This window comes from Stenotrophomonas sp. PD6, from assembly GCF_049199305.1.
In the GTDB taxonomy this organism is placed as follows: Bacteria; Pseudomonadota; Gammaproteobacteria; order Xanthomonadales; family Xanthomonadaceae; genus Stenotrophomonas.
The window spans coordinates 77458-91457 of the sequence record NZ_JBLZQD010000015.1 but is presented as its reverse complement, the minus strand read 5'-3'; the positions used below and the strand labels follow the sequence as shown (position 1 = coordinate 91457).

Annotated in this window: 12 protein-coding genes; 9 read left to right on the top strand and 3 right to left on the bottom strand. The window is 68.4% G+C overall.

The window, feature by feature from the left end:
* Positions 1-126: 126 nt before the first annotated feature.
* Positions 127-513: a VOC family protein gene (locus ACOZHM_RS17230; RefSeq protein WP_421570547.1), complete on the bottom strand. Its 387-nt coding sequence runs from the start codon at positions 511-513 to the stop codon at positions 127-129.
* A 13-nt stretch (positions 514-526) separates the two neighbouring features.
* Positions 527-1315, bottom strand: coding sequence for an enoyl-CoA hydratase-related protein (locus ACOZHM_RS17225; RefSeq protein WP_421570546.1), 789 nt, complete (start codon positions 1313-1315; stop codon positions 527-529).
* Positions 1316-1430: 115 nt separating this feature from the next.
* Between ACOZHM_RS17225 and ACOZHM_RS17220 the strand changes: the two genes are divergently transcribed.
* The 9 genes from ACOZHM_RS17220 to recJ all read left to right on the top strand — a co-directional run bounded on the left by ACOZHM_RS17220 (position 1431) and on the right by recJ (position 12825).
* The gene (locus tag ACOZHM_RS17220) at positions 1431-1685 is read left to right on the top strand and encodes a FeoA family protein (protein WP_421570544.1); all 255 of its coding nucleotides are present in this window, start codon (positions 1431-1433) and stop codon (positions 1683-1685) included.
* Positions 1682-3535, top strand: a complete 1854-nt coding sequence (gene feoB / locus ACOZHM_RS17215; RefSeq protein ID WP_421570543.1) for a ferrous iron transport protein B — start codon at positions 1682-1684, stop codon at positions 3533-3535. Before ACOZHM_RS17220 ends, feoB begins: the two co-directional genes overlap by 4 nt.
* Positions 3535-3789, top strand: a complete 255-nt coding sequence (locus tag ACOZHM_RS17210) for a DUF6587 family protein (protein WP_421570542.1) — start codon at positions 3535-3537, stop codon at positions 3787-3789. Before feoB ends, ACOZHM_RS17210 begins: the two co-directional genes overlap by 1 nt.
* A 324-nt stretch (positions 3790-4113) precedes the next feature.
* Positions 4114-4842, top strand: a complete 729-nt coding sequence (dapB, locus tag ACOZHM_RS17205) for a 4-hydroxy-tetrahydrodipicolinate reductase (RefSeq protein ID WP_421570541.1) — start codon at positions 4114-4116, stop codon at positions 4840-4842.
* A gap of 226 nt (positions 4843-5068) precedes the next feature.
* Positions 5069-6199 carry a glutamine-hydrolyzing carbamoyl-phosphate synthase small subunit gene (gene carA / locus ACOZHM_RS17200; RefSeq protein WP_421570540.1) on the top strand — a complete coding sequence of 377 codons (1131 nt, stop codon included), beginning with the start codon at positions 5069-5071 and terminating at the stop codon, positions 6197-6199.
* Between the two features lie 68 nt (positions 6200-6267).
* On the top strand, positions 6268-9510 hold the full coding sequence (carB, locus tag ACOZHM_RS17195) for a carbamoyl-phosphate synthase large subunit (RefSeq protein WP_421570539.1): 3243 nt from the start codon (positions 6268-6270) through the stop codon (positions 9508-9510).
* A gap of 8 nt (positions 9511-9518) precedes the next feature.
* Entirely contained in the window at positions 9519-9983 is a 465-nt protein-coding gene (greA, locus tag ACOZHM_RS17190; RefSeq protein WP_313342909.1) for a transcription elongation factor GreA, read from the top strand.
* Positions 9984-9990: 7 nt separating this feature from the next.
* Positions 9991-10911 carry a phosphoglycerate mutase gene (locus ACOZHM_RS17185; protein ID WP_421570538.1) on the top strand — a complete coding sequence of 307 codons (921 nt, stop codon included), beginning with the start codon at positions 9991-9993 and terminating at the stop codon, positions 10909-10911.
* Between the two features lie 180 nt (positions 10912-11091).
* Positions 11092-12825, top strand: a complete 1734-nt coding sequence (gene recJ, locus ACOZHM_RS17180) for a single-stranded-DNA-specific exonuclease RecJ (protein ID WP_421570537.1) — start codon at positions 11092-11094, stop codon at positions 12823-12825.
* Positions 12826-12846: 21 nt separating this feature from the next.
* Here the strand turns inward: recJ and ACOZHM_RS17175 are convergent, their stop codons facing one another.
* Positions 12847-13911 (bottom strand): DUF1176 domain-containing protein, encoded by a 1065-nt coding sequence (locus ACOZHM_RS17175; RefSeq protein WP_421570536.1) that lies wholly within the window; start codon positions 13909-13911, stop codon positions 12847-12849.
* Positions 13912-14000: the final 89 nt, after the last annotated feature.

The following is a 14000-nucleotide window of genomic DNA, read 5'->3' as shown; positions in this document are numbered from 1 at the left end:
GGACGTTCCTGGGGGAAAAGGGTGGCCCACGGTCCCCGGCGGGCCACGAAAGGGAGATACGCGGGTTCGGCGGCAAAGCGGCCAGCCCCCTGTCGTGCAGCGGCGCCCGGGGACGGGCGCTGGCGGTCATGCCGGGCGGTGGCAGACCGCCTCGATGTTGTTGCCGTCCGGGTCCAGTACAAAGGCCCCGTAGTAGTCGGGGTGGTAGTACTCGCGGATGCCGGGCGGCCCATTGTCGCGACCGCCGGCCGCCAGTGCGGCGCTGTGGAAGGCATCCACTTCGGCGCGGCTGCCGGCGCTGAAGGCGACATGGACCCCGCCGTGGGCGCCGGGCGTGCTGCCGATCCAGAAGTCCGGCTTGCCGGTGCGTCCGAACCCGGCGTGGTCGTCGGCGCCGGTCTGCGCGGCGCTGACCTGCATCACCACCTGGATGCCGAGCGGCGCCAGCGCCTGCTGGTAGAAGGCAAGGCTGCGCGCGAAGTCCGCGCAGCGGATACCGATATGGTCGAGCATGGGAGATTCCTTCTCAGTCCTGGGTAACCCAATGGGGGGCGCGCTTGTCCAGGAAGGCGCCGAGTCCTTCCTGGCCTTCGGCGGAGACCCGCAGCCGCGCGATCAGCGTGGCGTTGTCGCGATCCAGCGCGTCGCGGTCGCGGCCCACCGTGACCCGGCGGACCAGGTCCTTGGCCGACGCCGAGGCGATCGGGCCCGCCTTGTCGAGCAGCCCCAGCTGGCGCTGGACGGCTTCGTCGATCCGTTCAGGCTCGATCAGCTGGTGCACGAGCCCGATCCGCAGCGCGGTCTCGGCGTCGAAGTGCTCGCCGGTGGCGAACCAGCGGCGGGCCTGGCGGGGGCCGATCGCGTCGATGACGTAGGGCGAGATCACCGCCGGCAGCAGGCCCAGCCGGCTTTCGGTCAGGCCGAAGCGGGCGGTGGTGCTGGCAATGGCGATGTCGCAGCAGGCGACCAGGCCGACCCCGCCGCCGAAGGCCGCGCCGTGCACGCGGGCCACGGTCGGCTTGGGCAGTTCATCGAGGGTGCGCATCAGACGGGCCAGGGCGAGGGCATCCTGCCGGTTGTCTTCCTCGCTGGCGGCGGCCATGCCGCGCATCCACTGCATGTCCGCGCCGGCCGAGAACGAGGCGCCTTGGCCGGCCAGCACGACCGCGCGCACCTGGTCGTCGCGCCCGGCGGCCTCCAGCGCGGCGGTCAGCTGCGCGATCAGCCCGGCGTCGAAGGCGTTGTGCAGGGTGGGGCGGTTCAGCCACAGGGTCAGCACCGAAGCGCTGCGTTCAATCCTCAAAGCGTCACTCATGGGGGGCCTGCGGTTGCTTACATGTATGGATCATAGCGGGCCGTGGCGCCCGGGCCATGACGCGGCGCGGCGATGCTAGAATTGATAACCATTCTTATCGACACGAAGGCGACCCGTGACGTTGTCCGATCTGCCGCTGCACGGTTCCGCCCTGGTGGAGGGTGTGCAGGAACTCCATGCAAACGATGCCATCGCCCGCCGGCTCAAGGAGCTGGGCTTCGTGAAGGGTGAGGATGTGCGTCTGGTAGCCCGTGGTCCCATCGGCGGCGAGCCGCTGCTGGTGCAGGTCGGGTTCACCCGTTTCGCCCTGCGGCGTACCGAAGCGTCACGCATCCTGATCAGCGCGCACGCCGCCGGAGCAGGCGCATGAGCGCCGCCAGCCTGCGCATTGCCCTGGTGGGGAACCCCAACAGCGGCAAGACCGCGCTGTTCAACCAGCTCACCGGCAGCCGCCAGAAGGTGGCCAACTACACCGGCGTGACCGTGGAACGCAAGGAAGGCCGCCTGCGCGCGCCGTCCGGCCGCGAATTCGCCGTGCTCGACCTGCCGGGCGCCTACAGCCTGCAGCCGGCCAGCCTGGACGAGGCCATCACCCGCGACCTGTGCCGGGGCTTCTACCCGGGCGAGGCCGCGCCGGACGTGCTGCTGTGCGTGATCGATGCGACCAACCTGCGCCTGCACCTGCGCTTCGCGCTGGAGCTGCGCGAGCTGGGCAAGCCGATGATCGTGGCGCTGAACATGGTCGACGCGGCCGAGCGTCGCGGCATCAAGATCGACGTGCGCGCGCTGGAACAGGCGCTGGGCGTGCCGGTGGTGGAAACCGTGGCCGTGCGCCGCAACGGCGCCAAGGCGCTGGTCGAGCGGCTGGATGCCATGGTGCCGCACCTGGACGCGCCGGTCGCGGCCGTCGCAGGGGAGGCGGATTACCACGCCCAGGTGCGCGACATCCTCGCCGCCGCGGTGAGCATGCCCACCCGTACCGCCAAGATCGACGACGCGCTGGACCGCTGGCTGTTGCACCCCGTGTTCGGGCTGCTGACGCTTGTAGTGGTGATGTTCCTCATCTTCCAGGCCGTGTTCGCCTGGGCCACCCCGATGATGGACGCCATCGAAGCCGGCTTCGGCTGGCTGGGCGAAACCGTCGGCGCCACGCTGCCCGCGGGCCCGCTGACCAGCCTGCTTACCGACGGCATCATTGCCGGCGTGGGCGGCGTGGTGGTGTTCCTGCCGCAGATCCTGATCCTGTTCGCCTTCATCCTGGCGCTGGAAGAGTCCGGCTACCTGCCGCGCGCCGCGTTCCTGCTCGACCGCATGATGGCCTCGGCCGGTCTGTCGGGGCGTTCCTTCATCCCGCTGCTGTCCAGCTTCGCCTGCGCCGTGCCGGGCATCATGGCCACCCGCAGCATCCAGGACCCGCGCGACCGCCTGGCCACCATCCTCGTCGCCCCGCTGATGACCTGCTCGGCGCGCCTGCCGGTGTATGCCCTGCTGATCGGCGCCTTCATCCCGCAGAAGACCCTGTGGGGCTTCGTCAGCCAGCAGGGCCTCGTGCTGTTCGGCCTCTATGCGGCCGGCATCTTCAGTGCGCTGGCCATGTCGTGGGTCATGAAGAAGTGGCGCCGCGACAAGAGCGAGCATCCGCTCATGCTGGAACTGCCGTCCTACCGCATCCCGCACCCGCGTGATCTGGCCGTGGGCCTGTACGAGCGCGGCATGATCTTCCTCAAGCGCGTGGGCGGCATCATCCTCTCGCTGACCATCCTGCTGTGGGTACTGCTGTCGTTCCCGGGTGCGCCCGAGAACGCCACCATGCCGGCGATCGACTACAGCTTCGCCGGTCAGATCGGTCACGCCATGGCGATCATCTTCGCCCCGCTGGGCTTCAACTGGCAGATCTGCATCGCCCTGATCCCCGGCATGGGCGCCCGCGAAGTCGCCGTCTCCTCGCTCGCCACCATCTACGCCCTCTCGGCCGCCGATGACGACGCCGCCATCCAGGCCCTGACCCCGGTCGTCGCCAACGGCTGGTCGCTGGCCACCGGCCTCTCCCTGCTCGTGTGGTTCATCTACGCGCCCATGTGCATCTCCACCCTGGCCACCATCAAGCGCGAGACCAACTCCTGGAAGCAGGTCGGCTTCGCCACCTTCTACCTCTTCGCCGCCGCCTACATCGCGGCGCTGGTCACCTACCAGGTGACCGTGGCCCTGGGCGGCGGCTGATGACCACCGGCCTGCTCCTGCAGTACATCGTCGTAGCGCTGATCGTCCTGCTCAGCGCCTGGGTAGTGCTCAAAAAGCAGTTCCCCGGCACCGTGCGCAAAGCGCGCGGGGCACTAGCGCTGGGGCTGGTCAAGCCGCAGCGCGCGAACTGGATGCAGGCGCTGGGCCGAAAGATCGCACCACCCGCTACCGGCGGTGGCGGTGCATGTGGTGGTTGCGACAACTGCGGACCAACCACGCCAAAGCAACACTGATCAGCGGACGCAAACCGCTTTTGGTTTCCGTCACTGACACACTGTCGAGGGCGGGGGCGGGGTAGGTTTGCGGGGGTATGAGCCGCATGGATGCGGCGACTAAGCCCCCATGGGTGAAGGCGCACTGCTTGCGAGGCACTGCCTCGCGTGCGACTGAACGCACAACCGCTGGCGGTTGGGCCGGGGCCCGGAGGGCGGTTTACGGCGTCCCCCGCAGACCTGCCCCGGCTCCGCCCAGCCAGGAAGTAGCGCAGAGCCGATGCTTTTGACGTTGATGTCGATGTCGACGTTGCCCAAACGAAGCCCTTTCGCTAGCCTGCGGGCATGACTACTCCCCCCATTCGTTTGCTCATCCACGGCGCCTCCGGCCGCATGGGCCAGGCCCTGCTGCGCCTGGCTGCCGAGCGCGACGACCTGCAGGTCGTCGCCGCCGTCACCCGCCGTTCTCCCGCCCAGCGCGTCGTCGAAGGCGTGCCGCATTTCGCCGCCAGCGAACTGCACGGCGCGCCGCAGTTCGACGTCGCCATCGACTTCAGCCTGCCCGAAGGCTTCGATCCTGTGCTGGCCCTGTGCGTCGAGCGCGGGGCAGGGCTCGTCTCGGGCACCACCGGCATCAGCGAAACCCAGCGCCAGGCCCTCATCCAGGCGGCCACCCGGATCCCGCTCGTCTGGGCGTCCAACTTCAGCCTCGGCGTTGCCGTCCTCGACGAACTGGTCGAGCGTGCCGCCGCCGCCCTCGCGGGCTGGGACTGCGACATCGTCGAATCCCATCACGTGCACAAACAGGACGCCCCGTCCGGCACCGCCCTCACCCTCGGCGCCGCCGCCCAGAGGGGTGGGGCGCAGCCGCATTACGCCAGCCTGCGCGCCGGCGACATCGTCGGCGAACACCTCGTCCAGTTCACCGGCCTGGGCGAGCGCATCGAACTGACCCACCGGGCCACCAACCGCGATATCTTCGCGCGGGGCGCCCTGTTCGCCGCCACACAGCTGAACGGGCGTGCGCCCGGCAGCTACCGGGTCCGCGACCTGCTGGCGGGCAGCGCAACCTGAACGGGTGCGCCGGTCACGCCTGAACCCAGGCGCGACCAGACGCTGCCGTACGCCGGCGATTGCATGTAAACGCTGGCGTTGGAGGGGGCTTGCCTTTACAATTCCCGCTCGCCGAATCACGACAGCCGGACCGGTCCCGCACCGCAGTCCGCGCTTTTTTGCAACCGCTTTTCCGTGAAGCGTGGCGTGACTTCGGTGACCCCTCGGTAGCCAAAGTGAGATTCCCGTGACCCAAGCCGCAATCCTCGTCCTCGAAGACGGCACCGTATTCGAGGGCGAATCCGTAGGCGCGCCCGGCCTGTCCGTCGGTGAGGTGGTGTTCAACACCGCCATGACCGGTTACCAGGAAGTGCTGACTGATCCCTCCTACGCCCGGCAGATGGTCACGCTGACCTACCCGCACATCGGCAACACCGGCATGACCGACCAGGACGACGAGGCCCACAAAGTGTGGTCGGCCGGCCTGATCGTGCGCGACGTGCCCCGCCGTCCCAGCAACTGGCGCAGCCAGGTATCGCTGCAGGACTGGCTGCTGCAGCGTGGCGTCGTCGCCATCTCCGGCATCGACACCCGCAAGCTGACCCGCATCCTGCGCGAGCGCGGCGCCCAGAACGGCGCGCTGATGGCCGGCGACGACATCAACGTCGACGTCGCCCTCGAAGCCGCCCGCAAGTTCCCGGGCCTCAAGGGCATGGACCTGGCCAAAGTCACGAGCACCGAGAAGTCCTACAGCTGGAACGAGGGCCAGCTCGACCTGGATTCCAACACGTTCGCCAGCGCCGCCCCGCAGTACAAAGTCGTGGCCTACGACTTCGGCGCCAAGCTCAACATCCTGCGCATGCTGGCCGAACGCGGCTGCGACATCACCGTCGTGCCCGCGCAGACCCCGGCCGCCGACGTGCTGGCGATGAATCCGGACGGCGTGTTCCTGTCCAACGGCCCGGGCGACCCGGAACCGTGCGACTACGCCATCGAAGCCATCAAGGTGTTCCTGGACAAGAAGCTGCCGGTCTTCGGCATCTGCCTGGGCCACCAGCTGCTCGCGCTGGCCTCCGGCGCCAAGACCGTCAAGATGGGCCACGGCCACCACGGTGCCAACCACCCGGTGCAGGACCTGGACGACGGCCGCGTCATGATCACCTCGCAGAACCACGGCTTCGCGGTGGATGAAGCCACCCTGCCGGCCAGCCTGCGCGTCACCCACCGTTCGCTGTTCGACGGCACCAACCAGGGCATCGCCCGCACCGACGTGCCGGCGTTCTCCTTCCAGGGCCACCCCGAAGCCTCGCCGGGCCCGCACGACGTCAGCCCGCTGTTCGACCGCTTCATCACCCTGATGGCGCAGGCCAAGGCCTGATTCGAGACGCCGCTGCCTTCGGCGCGGCGCTGCGACCCCCGACACGCTGTACTGACTTAGAGAAGATAATGCCCAAGCGCACTGACCTAAAGACCATCCTCATCATCGGCGCCGGCCCGATCGTCATCGGCCAGGCCTGTGAGTTCGACTACTCCGGCGCCCAGGCCTGCAAGGCCCTGCGTGACGAGGGGTATCGCGTGGTGCTGGTCAACAGCAATCCGGCCACCATCATGACCGACCCGGAGATGGCCGACGCCGTCTACATCGAGCCGATCAACTGGCAGACCGTCGAAAAGATCATCGCCAAGGAAAAGCCCGACGCGCTGCTGCCGACCATGGGCGGCCAGACCGCGCTGAACTGCGCGCTGGACCTGGCTGACCACGGTGTGCTGGAGAAGTACAACGTCGAACTGATCGGCGCCAAGCGTGACGCGATCCGCATGGCCGAAGACCGCGAGCTGTTCCGCGTGGCCATGGGCGAGATCGGCCTGGAATGCCCGAGCGCCGCGGTTGCGCACACGCTCGAAGAAGCCATCGAGATCCAGACCCGCGTCGGCTACCCGACCATCATCCGCCCCAGCTTCACCCTGGGCGGCAGCGGCGGCGGCATCGCCTACAACCGCGAAGAACTGATCGATATCGTGACCCGCGGCCTGGAACTGTCGCCGACCACCGAAGTGCTGGTGGAAGAGTCGGTGCTGGGCTGGAAGGAATTCGAGATGGAGGTGGTGCGCGACACCGCCGACAACTGCATCATCGTCTGCTCCATCGAAAACCTGGACCCGATGGGCGTGCACACCGGTGACTCGATCACCGTCGCCCCGGCGCAGACCCTGACCGACAAGGAATACCAGCGCCTGCGCGATGCCTCCATCGCCGTGCTGCGCAAGATCGGCGTGGATACCGGCGGCTCGAACGTGCAGTTCGGTATCAGCCCGACCACCGGCCGCGTGGTCGTGATCGAAATGAACCCGCGCGTGTCGCGTTCCTCGGCGCTGGCCTCCAAGGCCACCGGCTTCCCGATCGCCAAGGTCGCCGCCAAGCTGGCCGTCGGTTACACCCTGGACGAATTGAAGAACGAGATCACCGGCGGCCTGACCCCGGCCTCGTTCGAGCCGTCGATCGACTACGTCGTCACCAAGATCCCGCGCTTCGCCTTCGAGAAGTTCCCGGCCGCCGATGCCCGCCTGACCACCCAGATGAAGTCGGTGGGCGAGGTGATGGCGATGGGCCGCACCTTCCAGGAATCGCTGCAGAAGGCGCTCCGTGGCCTGGAAACCGGCAAGATCGGCCTCGACCCGACCGGCCTGGACCTGGCCAGCGAAGACGACATCACCACCCTGAAGCGCGAACTCAAGGCCCCGGGCCCGGAGCGTCTGTTCTTCGTGGGCGATGCGTTCCGCGCCGGCTTCAGCGTGGAAGAAGTCTTCGCGCTGTCGCACATCGACCCGTGGTTCCTGGACCAGATCGAAGAGATCATCCAGGCCGAAACCCAGCTGGCCGCCGATGGCCTGGACGCACTCGACGCCGCCCGCCTGCGCAAGCTCAAGCGCGCCGGCTTCTCCGATGCACGCCTGGCCGAGCTGACCGGCACCAATGAAGCGGGCGTGCGCGCGCTGCGCCGTGCGCTCAAGGTGCGCCCGGTGTACAAGCGCGTCGATTCCTGCGCTGCCGAGTTCGCCACCAGCACCGCCTACCTGTATTCGACCTACGAGGACGAATGCGAAGCGGCGCCGAGCAACCGCGACAAGATCATGATCCTGGGCGGCGGTCCGAACCGCATCGGCCAGGGCATCGAGTTCGACTACTGCTGCGTGCACGCCGCCCTGGCGCTGCGCGAAGACGGGTTCGAGACCATCATGGTCAACTGCAACCCGGAAACCGTCTCGACCGACTACGACACCTCCGACCGCCTGTACTTCGAGCCGCTGACGCTGGAAGACGTGCTGGAGATCGTCGAGCTGGAACAGCCGAAGGGCGTGATCGTGCAGTACGGCGGCCAGACCCCGCTAAAGCTGGCGCGCGCGCTGGAAGCCAATGGCGTGCCGGTGATCGGCACCTCGCCGGACTCCATCGACCTGGCCGAAGACCGCGAGCGCTTCCAGCAGCTGGTGGACAAGCTGGGCCTGAAGCAGCCGCCGAACCGCATCGCCCGCAACGACCAGGAAGCGCTGCTGCTGGCCCGTGAGATCGGCTACCCGCTGGTGGTGCGGCCGAGCTACGTGCTGGGCGGCCGTGCAATGGAAATCGTCTACGGCGAATCCGACCTGGCGCGCTATGTGCGTGACGCGGTCAAGGTCTCCAACGACTCGCCGGTGCTGCTGGACCGCTTCCTGGACAACGCCGTGGAAGTGGACGTGGACATCATTGCCGACAAGGACGGCAACGTGCTGATCGGCGGCGTGATGGAACACATCGAAGAGGCCGGCGTGCATTCGGGCGATTCGTCCTGCTCGCTGCCGCCGTACTCGCTGTCGGCTGAAACCCAGGCTGAGCTGCGCCGCCAGGTGGTGGAGCTGGCCAAGGCCCTGAACGTGGTCGGCCTGATGAACACCCAGTTCGCGATCCAGGCCGGCGAGAACGGCGAGGACATCGTGTACCTGCTGGAAGTGAACCCGCGCGCCTCGCGCACCGTGCCGTTCGTGTCCAAGGCCACCGGCATGGCGCTGGCCAAGATCGCCGCGCGCTGCATGGCCGGCAAGACCCTGGCCGAGCAGGGCGCGACCAAGGAAATCGTGCCGGAGTATTTCTCGGTCAAGGAAGCCATCTTCCCGTTCGCCAAGTTCCAGGGCGTGGACCCGATCCTTGGGCCGGAGATGCGCTCCACCGGTGAGGTGATGGGCGTGGGCCGCAGCTTCAGCGCCGCGTTCGCGCGTGCGCAGGAAGCCGGCGGCATCAAGGCACCGCCGCTGGGCAAGGCCTTCGTGTCGGTGCGTGACCCGGACAAGCAGCGCGTGCTGCCGGTGGCCAAGCTGCTGGTTGAGCGCGGCTATACCCTGGTGGCCACCCGTGGCACCGGCGCGTGGCTGCAGCAGCACGGCATGGACTGCGAGATCGTCAACAAGGTGGTCGAAGGCCGTCCGCACATCGTGGACTCGATCAAGAACGGCGAAATCGTGTATATCGTCAACACGACCGAAGGTCGCGCGGCGATCAACGACTCGTTCTCGATCCGTCGCGAGGCGCTGCAGCACCGCGTCACCTATTCGACCACCATTGCCGGCGCCAAGGCGCTGGTGCAATCGCTTGAATTCCGCGGTACCGGCCCGGTCTGGTCGCTGCAGGAACTGCACAAGGAGTTGAACGCATGAGAGCACCGATCACCCTGAAGGGCGCGCAGCGTCTGCGCGAGGAGCTTGACCACCTGAAGTCGGTCAAGCGCCCCAAGGTCATCGCGGCCATTGCCGAGGCGCGTGAGCACGGCGATCTCAAGGAGAACGCCGAGTACCACGCCGCGCGCGAGGAGCAGGGCTTCATCGAAGGCCGCATCAAGCAGCTCGAAGGCGAGCTGTCGCATGCCGAGATCATCGACATCACCAAGCTCAACGCCGGCAGCAAGGTCGTGTTCGGCGCCACCGTCGAACTGGCCGATGTGGAAAGCGACGAAGAGAAGCGCTACCAGATCGTGGGTGACCTGGAGGCCGACATCAAACTCGGCCTGGTCGCGATTTCTTCGCCGGTCGCGCGCGCGATGATCGGCAAGAACGAGGGCGACAGCATCGTGATCGATGCGCCGGCCGGGCAGCGCGAGTACGAAATCGTCAGCGTCCAGTACCTGGACTGAGCTGAACATGGCCACGGCAACCCTGTTGCTGCCGGCACGCAGCCGCTTCCCCGCGGCTGCGTTGCCCGATGACGTGGCCAAGGCGCTCGGCCGCGCCGAGCGCAGCCGGGTCGATGCCGGCGAGCGCGCCCAGCTGCAGCGGCACTTCCAGCTGCAGCCGGCCGATTGGCCGGTGGCCGCGTTGACCCGGCAGCTGGACGTGGGCGATGCGCGCGATGGGGTTTGGCTGCGTGCCGATCCCGCCAACGTGGTGCCGGACATGCACGGCGCGCGGATGATGGGCCACGGCGACACGCTGCGGCTCGAACCGGCCGACGTGGCCGCGTTGCTGCCGGCCTTGCAGCCGCTGTTTGCGGGGTATGGCTTTACGCTGGATGCCCCCACGCCATCGCGCTGGTACCTGCGGTTGCCACCGGGCACCACGCTGCCGGTGTTTGCCGCGCCGGATGACGTGCTCGGCGATGATCTGTTCGCCCACCTGCCCGAAGGCGATGCCGGGCGGCGCTGGCGTGCGTTGCTGACCGAAGCCCAGGTGGTGCTGCACCAGCACGACTGGAATGTGCAGCGTCTCGCGGCGGGCAAGCGTGCGGTGAATTCGCTGTGGTTCTGGGGCGGCGGCGAGTTGCCCCGCGCGGTGCAGACGGCCCACGCGCAGGTACGCAGCCGGGACGCGCTGCTGCAGGCCCTGGCCAAGGCGGCGGGGGTGCAGGCCGACGACGAGCAGCAGGTTGACGCGCTGGTGGACCTGCGTCAGCTGCGGTCGTTGGAGCAGCTGGGCAACGATGCGATCCGGCCGTTGCTGTCGGCACTGCAGCGCGGTGAACTGCGCCGCTTGGTGCTGGATTTCGAAGACGGCGCCCGGTTTGAGCTGGACAAGGGCCAGCGCTGGCGGTTCTGGAAGAAGCCGGTGCAACTGCACGAAGATTGACGGTAACCCGCGTAGAGCCACCCCATGGGTGGCTGTTGTTCGGCGGCACCGCGCAGCCACCCATGGGGTGGCTCTACCGCCACGACCAAGTGGCGACGCAAGGTGTAGCGTGTCTGCCATCTCGATTGACGCCGGGTATCATGATCGGCACCGGCGTTCGCGCTGTTCACCGAGCCCGCCTTGACCGCTTCCGATTCCCTCCAGATCCAACGCCGTCCCGCTGCCGCCCTTGGCGAGTGGCAGGGTGATATGTTGCCGCTGCTGCAGCGCCTGTACGCCGCACGCGGGGTCACCGACGCGGCCCAGGCGCAGCCGAAGCTGGCCCAACTCCATGCCCCGGAGCTGATGGGCAGCATGCAGGCCGCGGTGGACCTGCTGGCGGCGGCCATCGCCGCCGACGAACGCATCCTGGTGGTAGGGGATTTCGATTGCGATGGCGCTACCGCCTGCGCGGTGGGCGTGCGCGGTCTGCGCATGCTGGGCGCGCGCGACGTGGTGCATGCCGTGCCCAACCGCATGCTGCACGGCTACGGCCTGTCGCCCTCGCTGGTGGCCGAGCTGGCGCCGCTGCAGCCCGGGCTGCTGGTCACGGTCGATCACGGCATCGCCTGCCATGCCGGCGTGATCGCGGCCAAGGCGCTGGGCTGGAAGGTGCTGGTCACCGACCACCACCTGCCGGGCGAGCAGTTGCCGCCGGCCGACGCCATAGTCGACCCCAACATCAACGGCGATGCATTCCCGAGCAAGGCGCTGGCCGGCGTCGGGGTGATCTTCTATGTGTTGATGGCGTTGCGCCGGCACCTGCGCGTACAGGGCGCCTTTGCCGCCGGCACGGAGCCGGATCTGCTGACCCTGCTGGATCTGGTCGCGGTGGGCACCGTCGCCGATCTGGTCGCACTGGACGCCAACAACCGGGCGTTGGTCTCGGCTGGCCTGCGCCGGCTGCGCGCCGGTCATGGCTGCGTGGGCCTGCAGGCGCTGATCGAGGCCAGTGGCCGCGACGCGGCGCGGCTCAGCGCCACCGACATCGGCTTCGCGCTCGGCCCACGGTTGAACGCGGCCGGCCGGCTGGAAGACATGGCGCTGGGTATCGAGCTGCTGCTGACCGAGGACCGCGGCCAGGCGCGCGAGATCGCACAGACGCTGGAACAGATCAATGCCGAACGCCGCGCCGTGCAGCAGTTGATGACCGACGACGCCGAACTCGCGGTGGCGCGTGCGCTGCTGAGCACCGAAGGCGAACGCCCGATCGCGGCCTGCCTGTTCGACGCCGAATGGCATCCCGGCGTGGTGGGGTTGGTTGCCTCGAAAATGAAGGACCGCCTGCACCGGCCGGTGATCGCATTCGCACCGGCCGAACCGGGCAGCGATTCGCTGCGCGGCTCGGCGCGCTCCATCGCCGGTTTCCATATCCGTGACGCGCTGGCGCTGGTGAATGCCGCACATCCGGGGCTGATCGACAAGTTCGGTGGCCACGCGATGGCGGCCGGGCTCAGCCTGCCGCATGCACGGCTGGAGGCGTTCCAGCAGGCGTTCGTGGCCGTGGTCGAGGCCAGCATGGATCCGGCGGCGCTGCAGCAGTTGCTGATGAGCGATGGCGAGCTCGCCCCGGCCGAGCTGGATTTCCAGCACGCCGAAGCGCTTCGCCTGGCCGGCCCGTGGGGACAGGGCTTCCCGGAGCCGCTGTTCGACGGCCACTTCCAGGTGGCACGCTGGCAGGTGCTGAAGGAAAAGCACCTCAAGCTCAGCCTGCGCGTGCCCGGGCGCGCGGAGCCGATCAATGCGATTCACTTCAGTGGCTGGCGCGGCAACGCCCCGGCCAACCACGTGCACATCGCCTACCGTCTGGTCAGCGATGACTACCGTGGCGGTGGCGCGATCCAGTTGATCATCGAGCATTGCGCCGACGCGTGATGGATGCGCTCAGGCCGGCGATCAATGGGGTTCTTGAACCTTCGTGACCACGGTCGGCATCTCCCAGGCGCCGCCGGCGGCGACCAGGCGGCACAGGCCGGAGCGGGCCTCGGCGGTCTTGACGAAGCGCGTGCCGGTCCATCCCCAGCTGGCGCTGTACCAGCAGTCACCGAGCCCGCGGCCCTTCTGGGCTTCCTGGATCGTGCGCAGTTCGTCGTCCACGGCGGACGCCGTGACCAGCGTCGGCGCGTAGGGTGCACGGTCGTTGACCACCCAGTAGCCATCGCCGGTGTTGTACGCGCCGCGCCAGCAGCCCTGCGAGACCAGCAGCTTGTTCGCCGACAGGCGCTGCACGGTGATCGCCTGCGGACCTTCGTCGCCGAACATCGTGCCGTCGGGATGCAGTGCTTCGCATTCTTCAGCCGAGGTGGAGGCCGCCAGTGCCGCGCGCAGGGCGGGCGAATCGGCGAGCGCCTGGTCGGCGGGGCGGGTCGCTACGGTCCTGCCCAGCACGATCACCGGGACGGGCAGCGCAGGCAGTACCGAGGCTTCGGCGCGTGTGCCCTTGCGCACCAATGCGCCGGGCGTGCCGAGGCGCCCCTGGAATTCGTCCATCTTCAGCAGCACGGCCGACGCGCCGCGATCGGACACGGTCCAGCGCTTTCCGTCGTCGCCCACCACGACCACTCGGCTGTTGCGACTCAGCGACGCCAGCAGTGCGGCCACCTGTGCGGCTGAAAAATCCGCCGTGCCGGCGCCAGCGTCGTACGCCAGCTTTCCCAGCGCGGTGTCGTTGATCTGCAGCCGCAGCTGTCGGGGCAGGGTGGTCTCGTCGTACTGGCCGAGCATCAGCTCGGCCGTGACCGGCTGGTCGGGACCGCCGAGCCGGGTGAGCAGGATCGAGACCGGTTCGCTGTCGCCGTCATCGCGCTGGTAGCCCGCCGCCCGGCAGGTGCGGGTGTTGTCGCAGGCCAGGGTCCAGTCCTCGTGGCTGAAGTCGATGCCGGGCGTGACGGTGGCCGGGGGCGCGGCGTGTGCGGCCGGCAGCAGGCCGGCAAGCAGCAGGAGGGGCAGGGGCGTGCGCATGGGGGTTCCTTGTGGGACAACATTCCGTGGGGCTGGGATCGTGCCCCCGGAGGCCGCCGTTGTCCATGACCGCAACAGGTCGGTGATGG

Bases quoted from the DNA above. Each gene is read 5' to 3' on its own strand.
- ACOZHM_RS17230 (WP_421570547.1), bottom strand. From the start codon at position 513: ATGCTCGACCATATCGGTATCCGCTGCGCGGACTTCGCGCGCAGCCTT.
- ACOZHM_RS17225 (WP_421570546.1), bottom strand. From the start codon at position 1,315: ATGAGTGACGCTTTGAGGATTGAACGCAGCGCTTCGGTGCTGACCCTG.
- feoB (WP_421570543.1), top strand. From the start codon at position 1,682: ATGAGCGCCGCCAGCCTGCGCATTGCCCTGGTGGGGAACCCCAACAGC.
- ACOZHM_RS17210 (WP_421570542.1), top strand. From the start codon at position 3,535: ATGACCACCGGCCTGCTCCTGCAGTACATCGTCGTAGCGCTGATCGTC.
- dapB (WP_421570541.1), top strand. From the start codon at position 4,114: ATGACTACTCCCCCCATTCGTTTGCTCATCCACGGCGCCTCCGGCCGC.
- carB (WP_421570539.1), top strand. From the start codon at position 6,268: ATGCCCAAGCGCACTGACCTAAAGACCATCCTCATCATCGGCGCCGGC.
- ACOZHM_RS17185 (WP_421570538.1), top strand. From the start codon at position 9,991: ATGGCCACGGCAACCCTGTTGCTGCCGGCACGCAGCCGCTTCCCCGCG.
- ACOZHM_RS17175 (WP_421570536.1), bottom strand. From the start codon at position 13,911: ATGCGCACGCCCCTGCCCCTCCTGCTGCTTGCCGGCCTGCTGCCGGCC.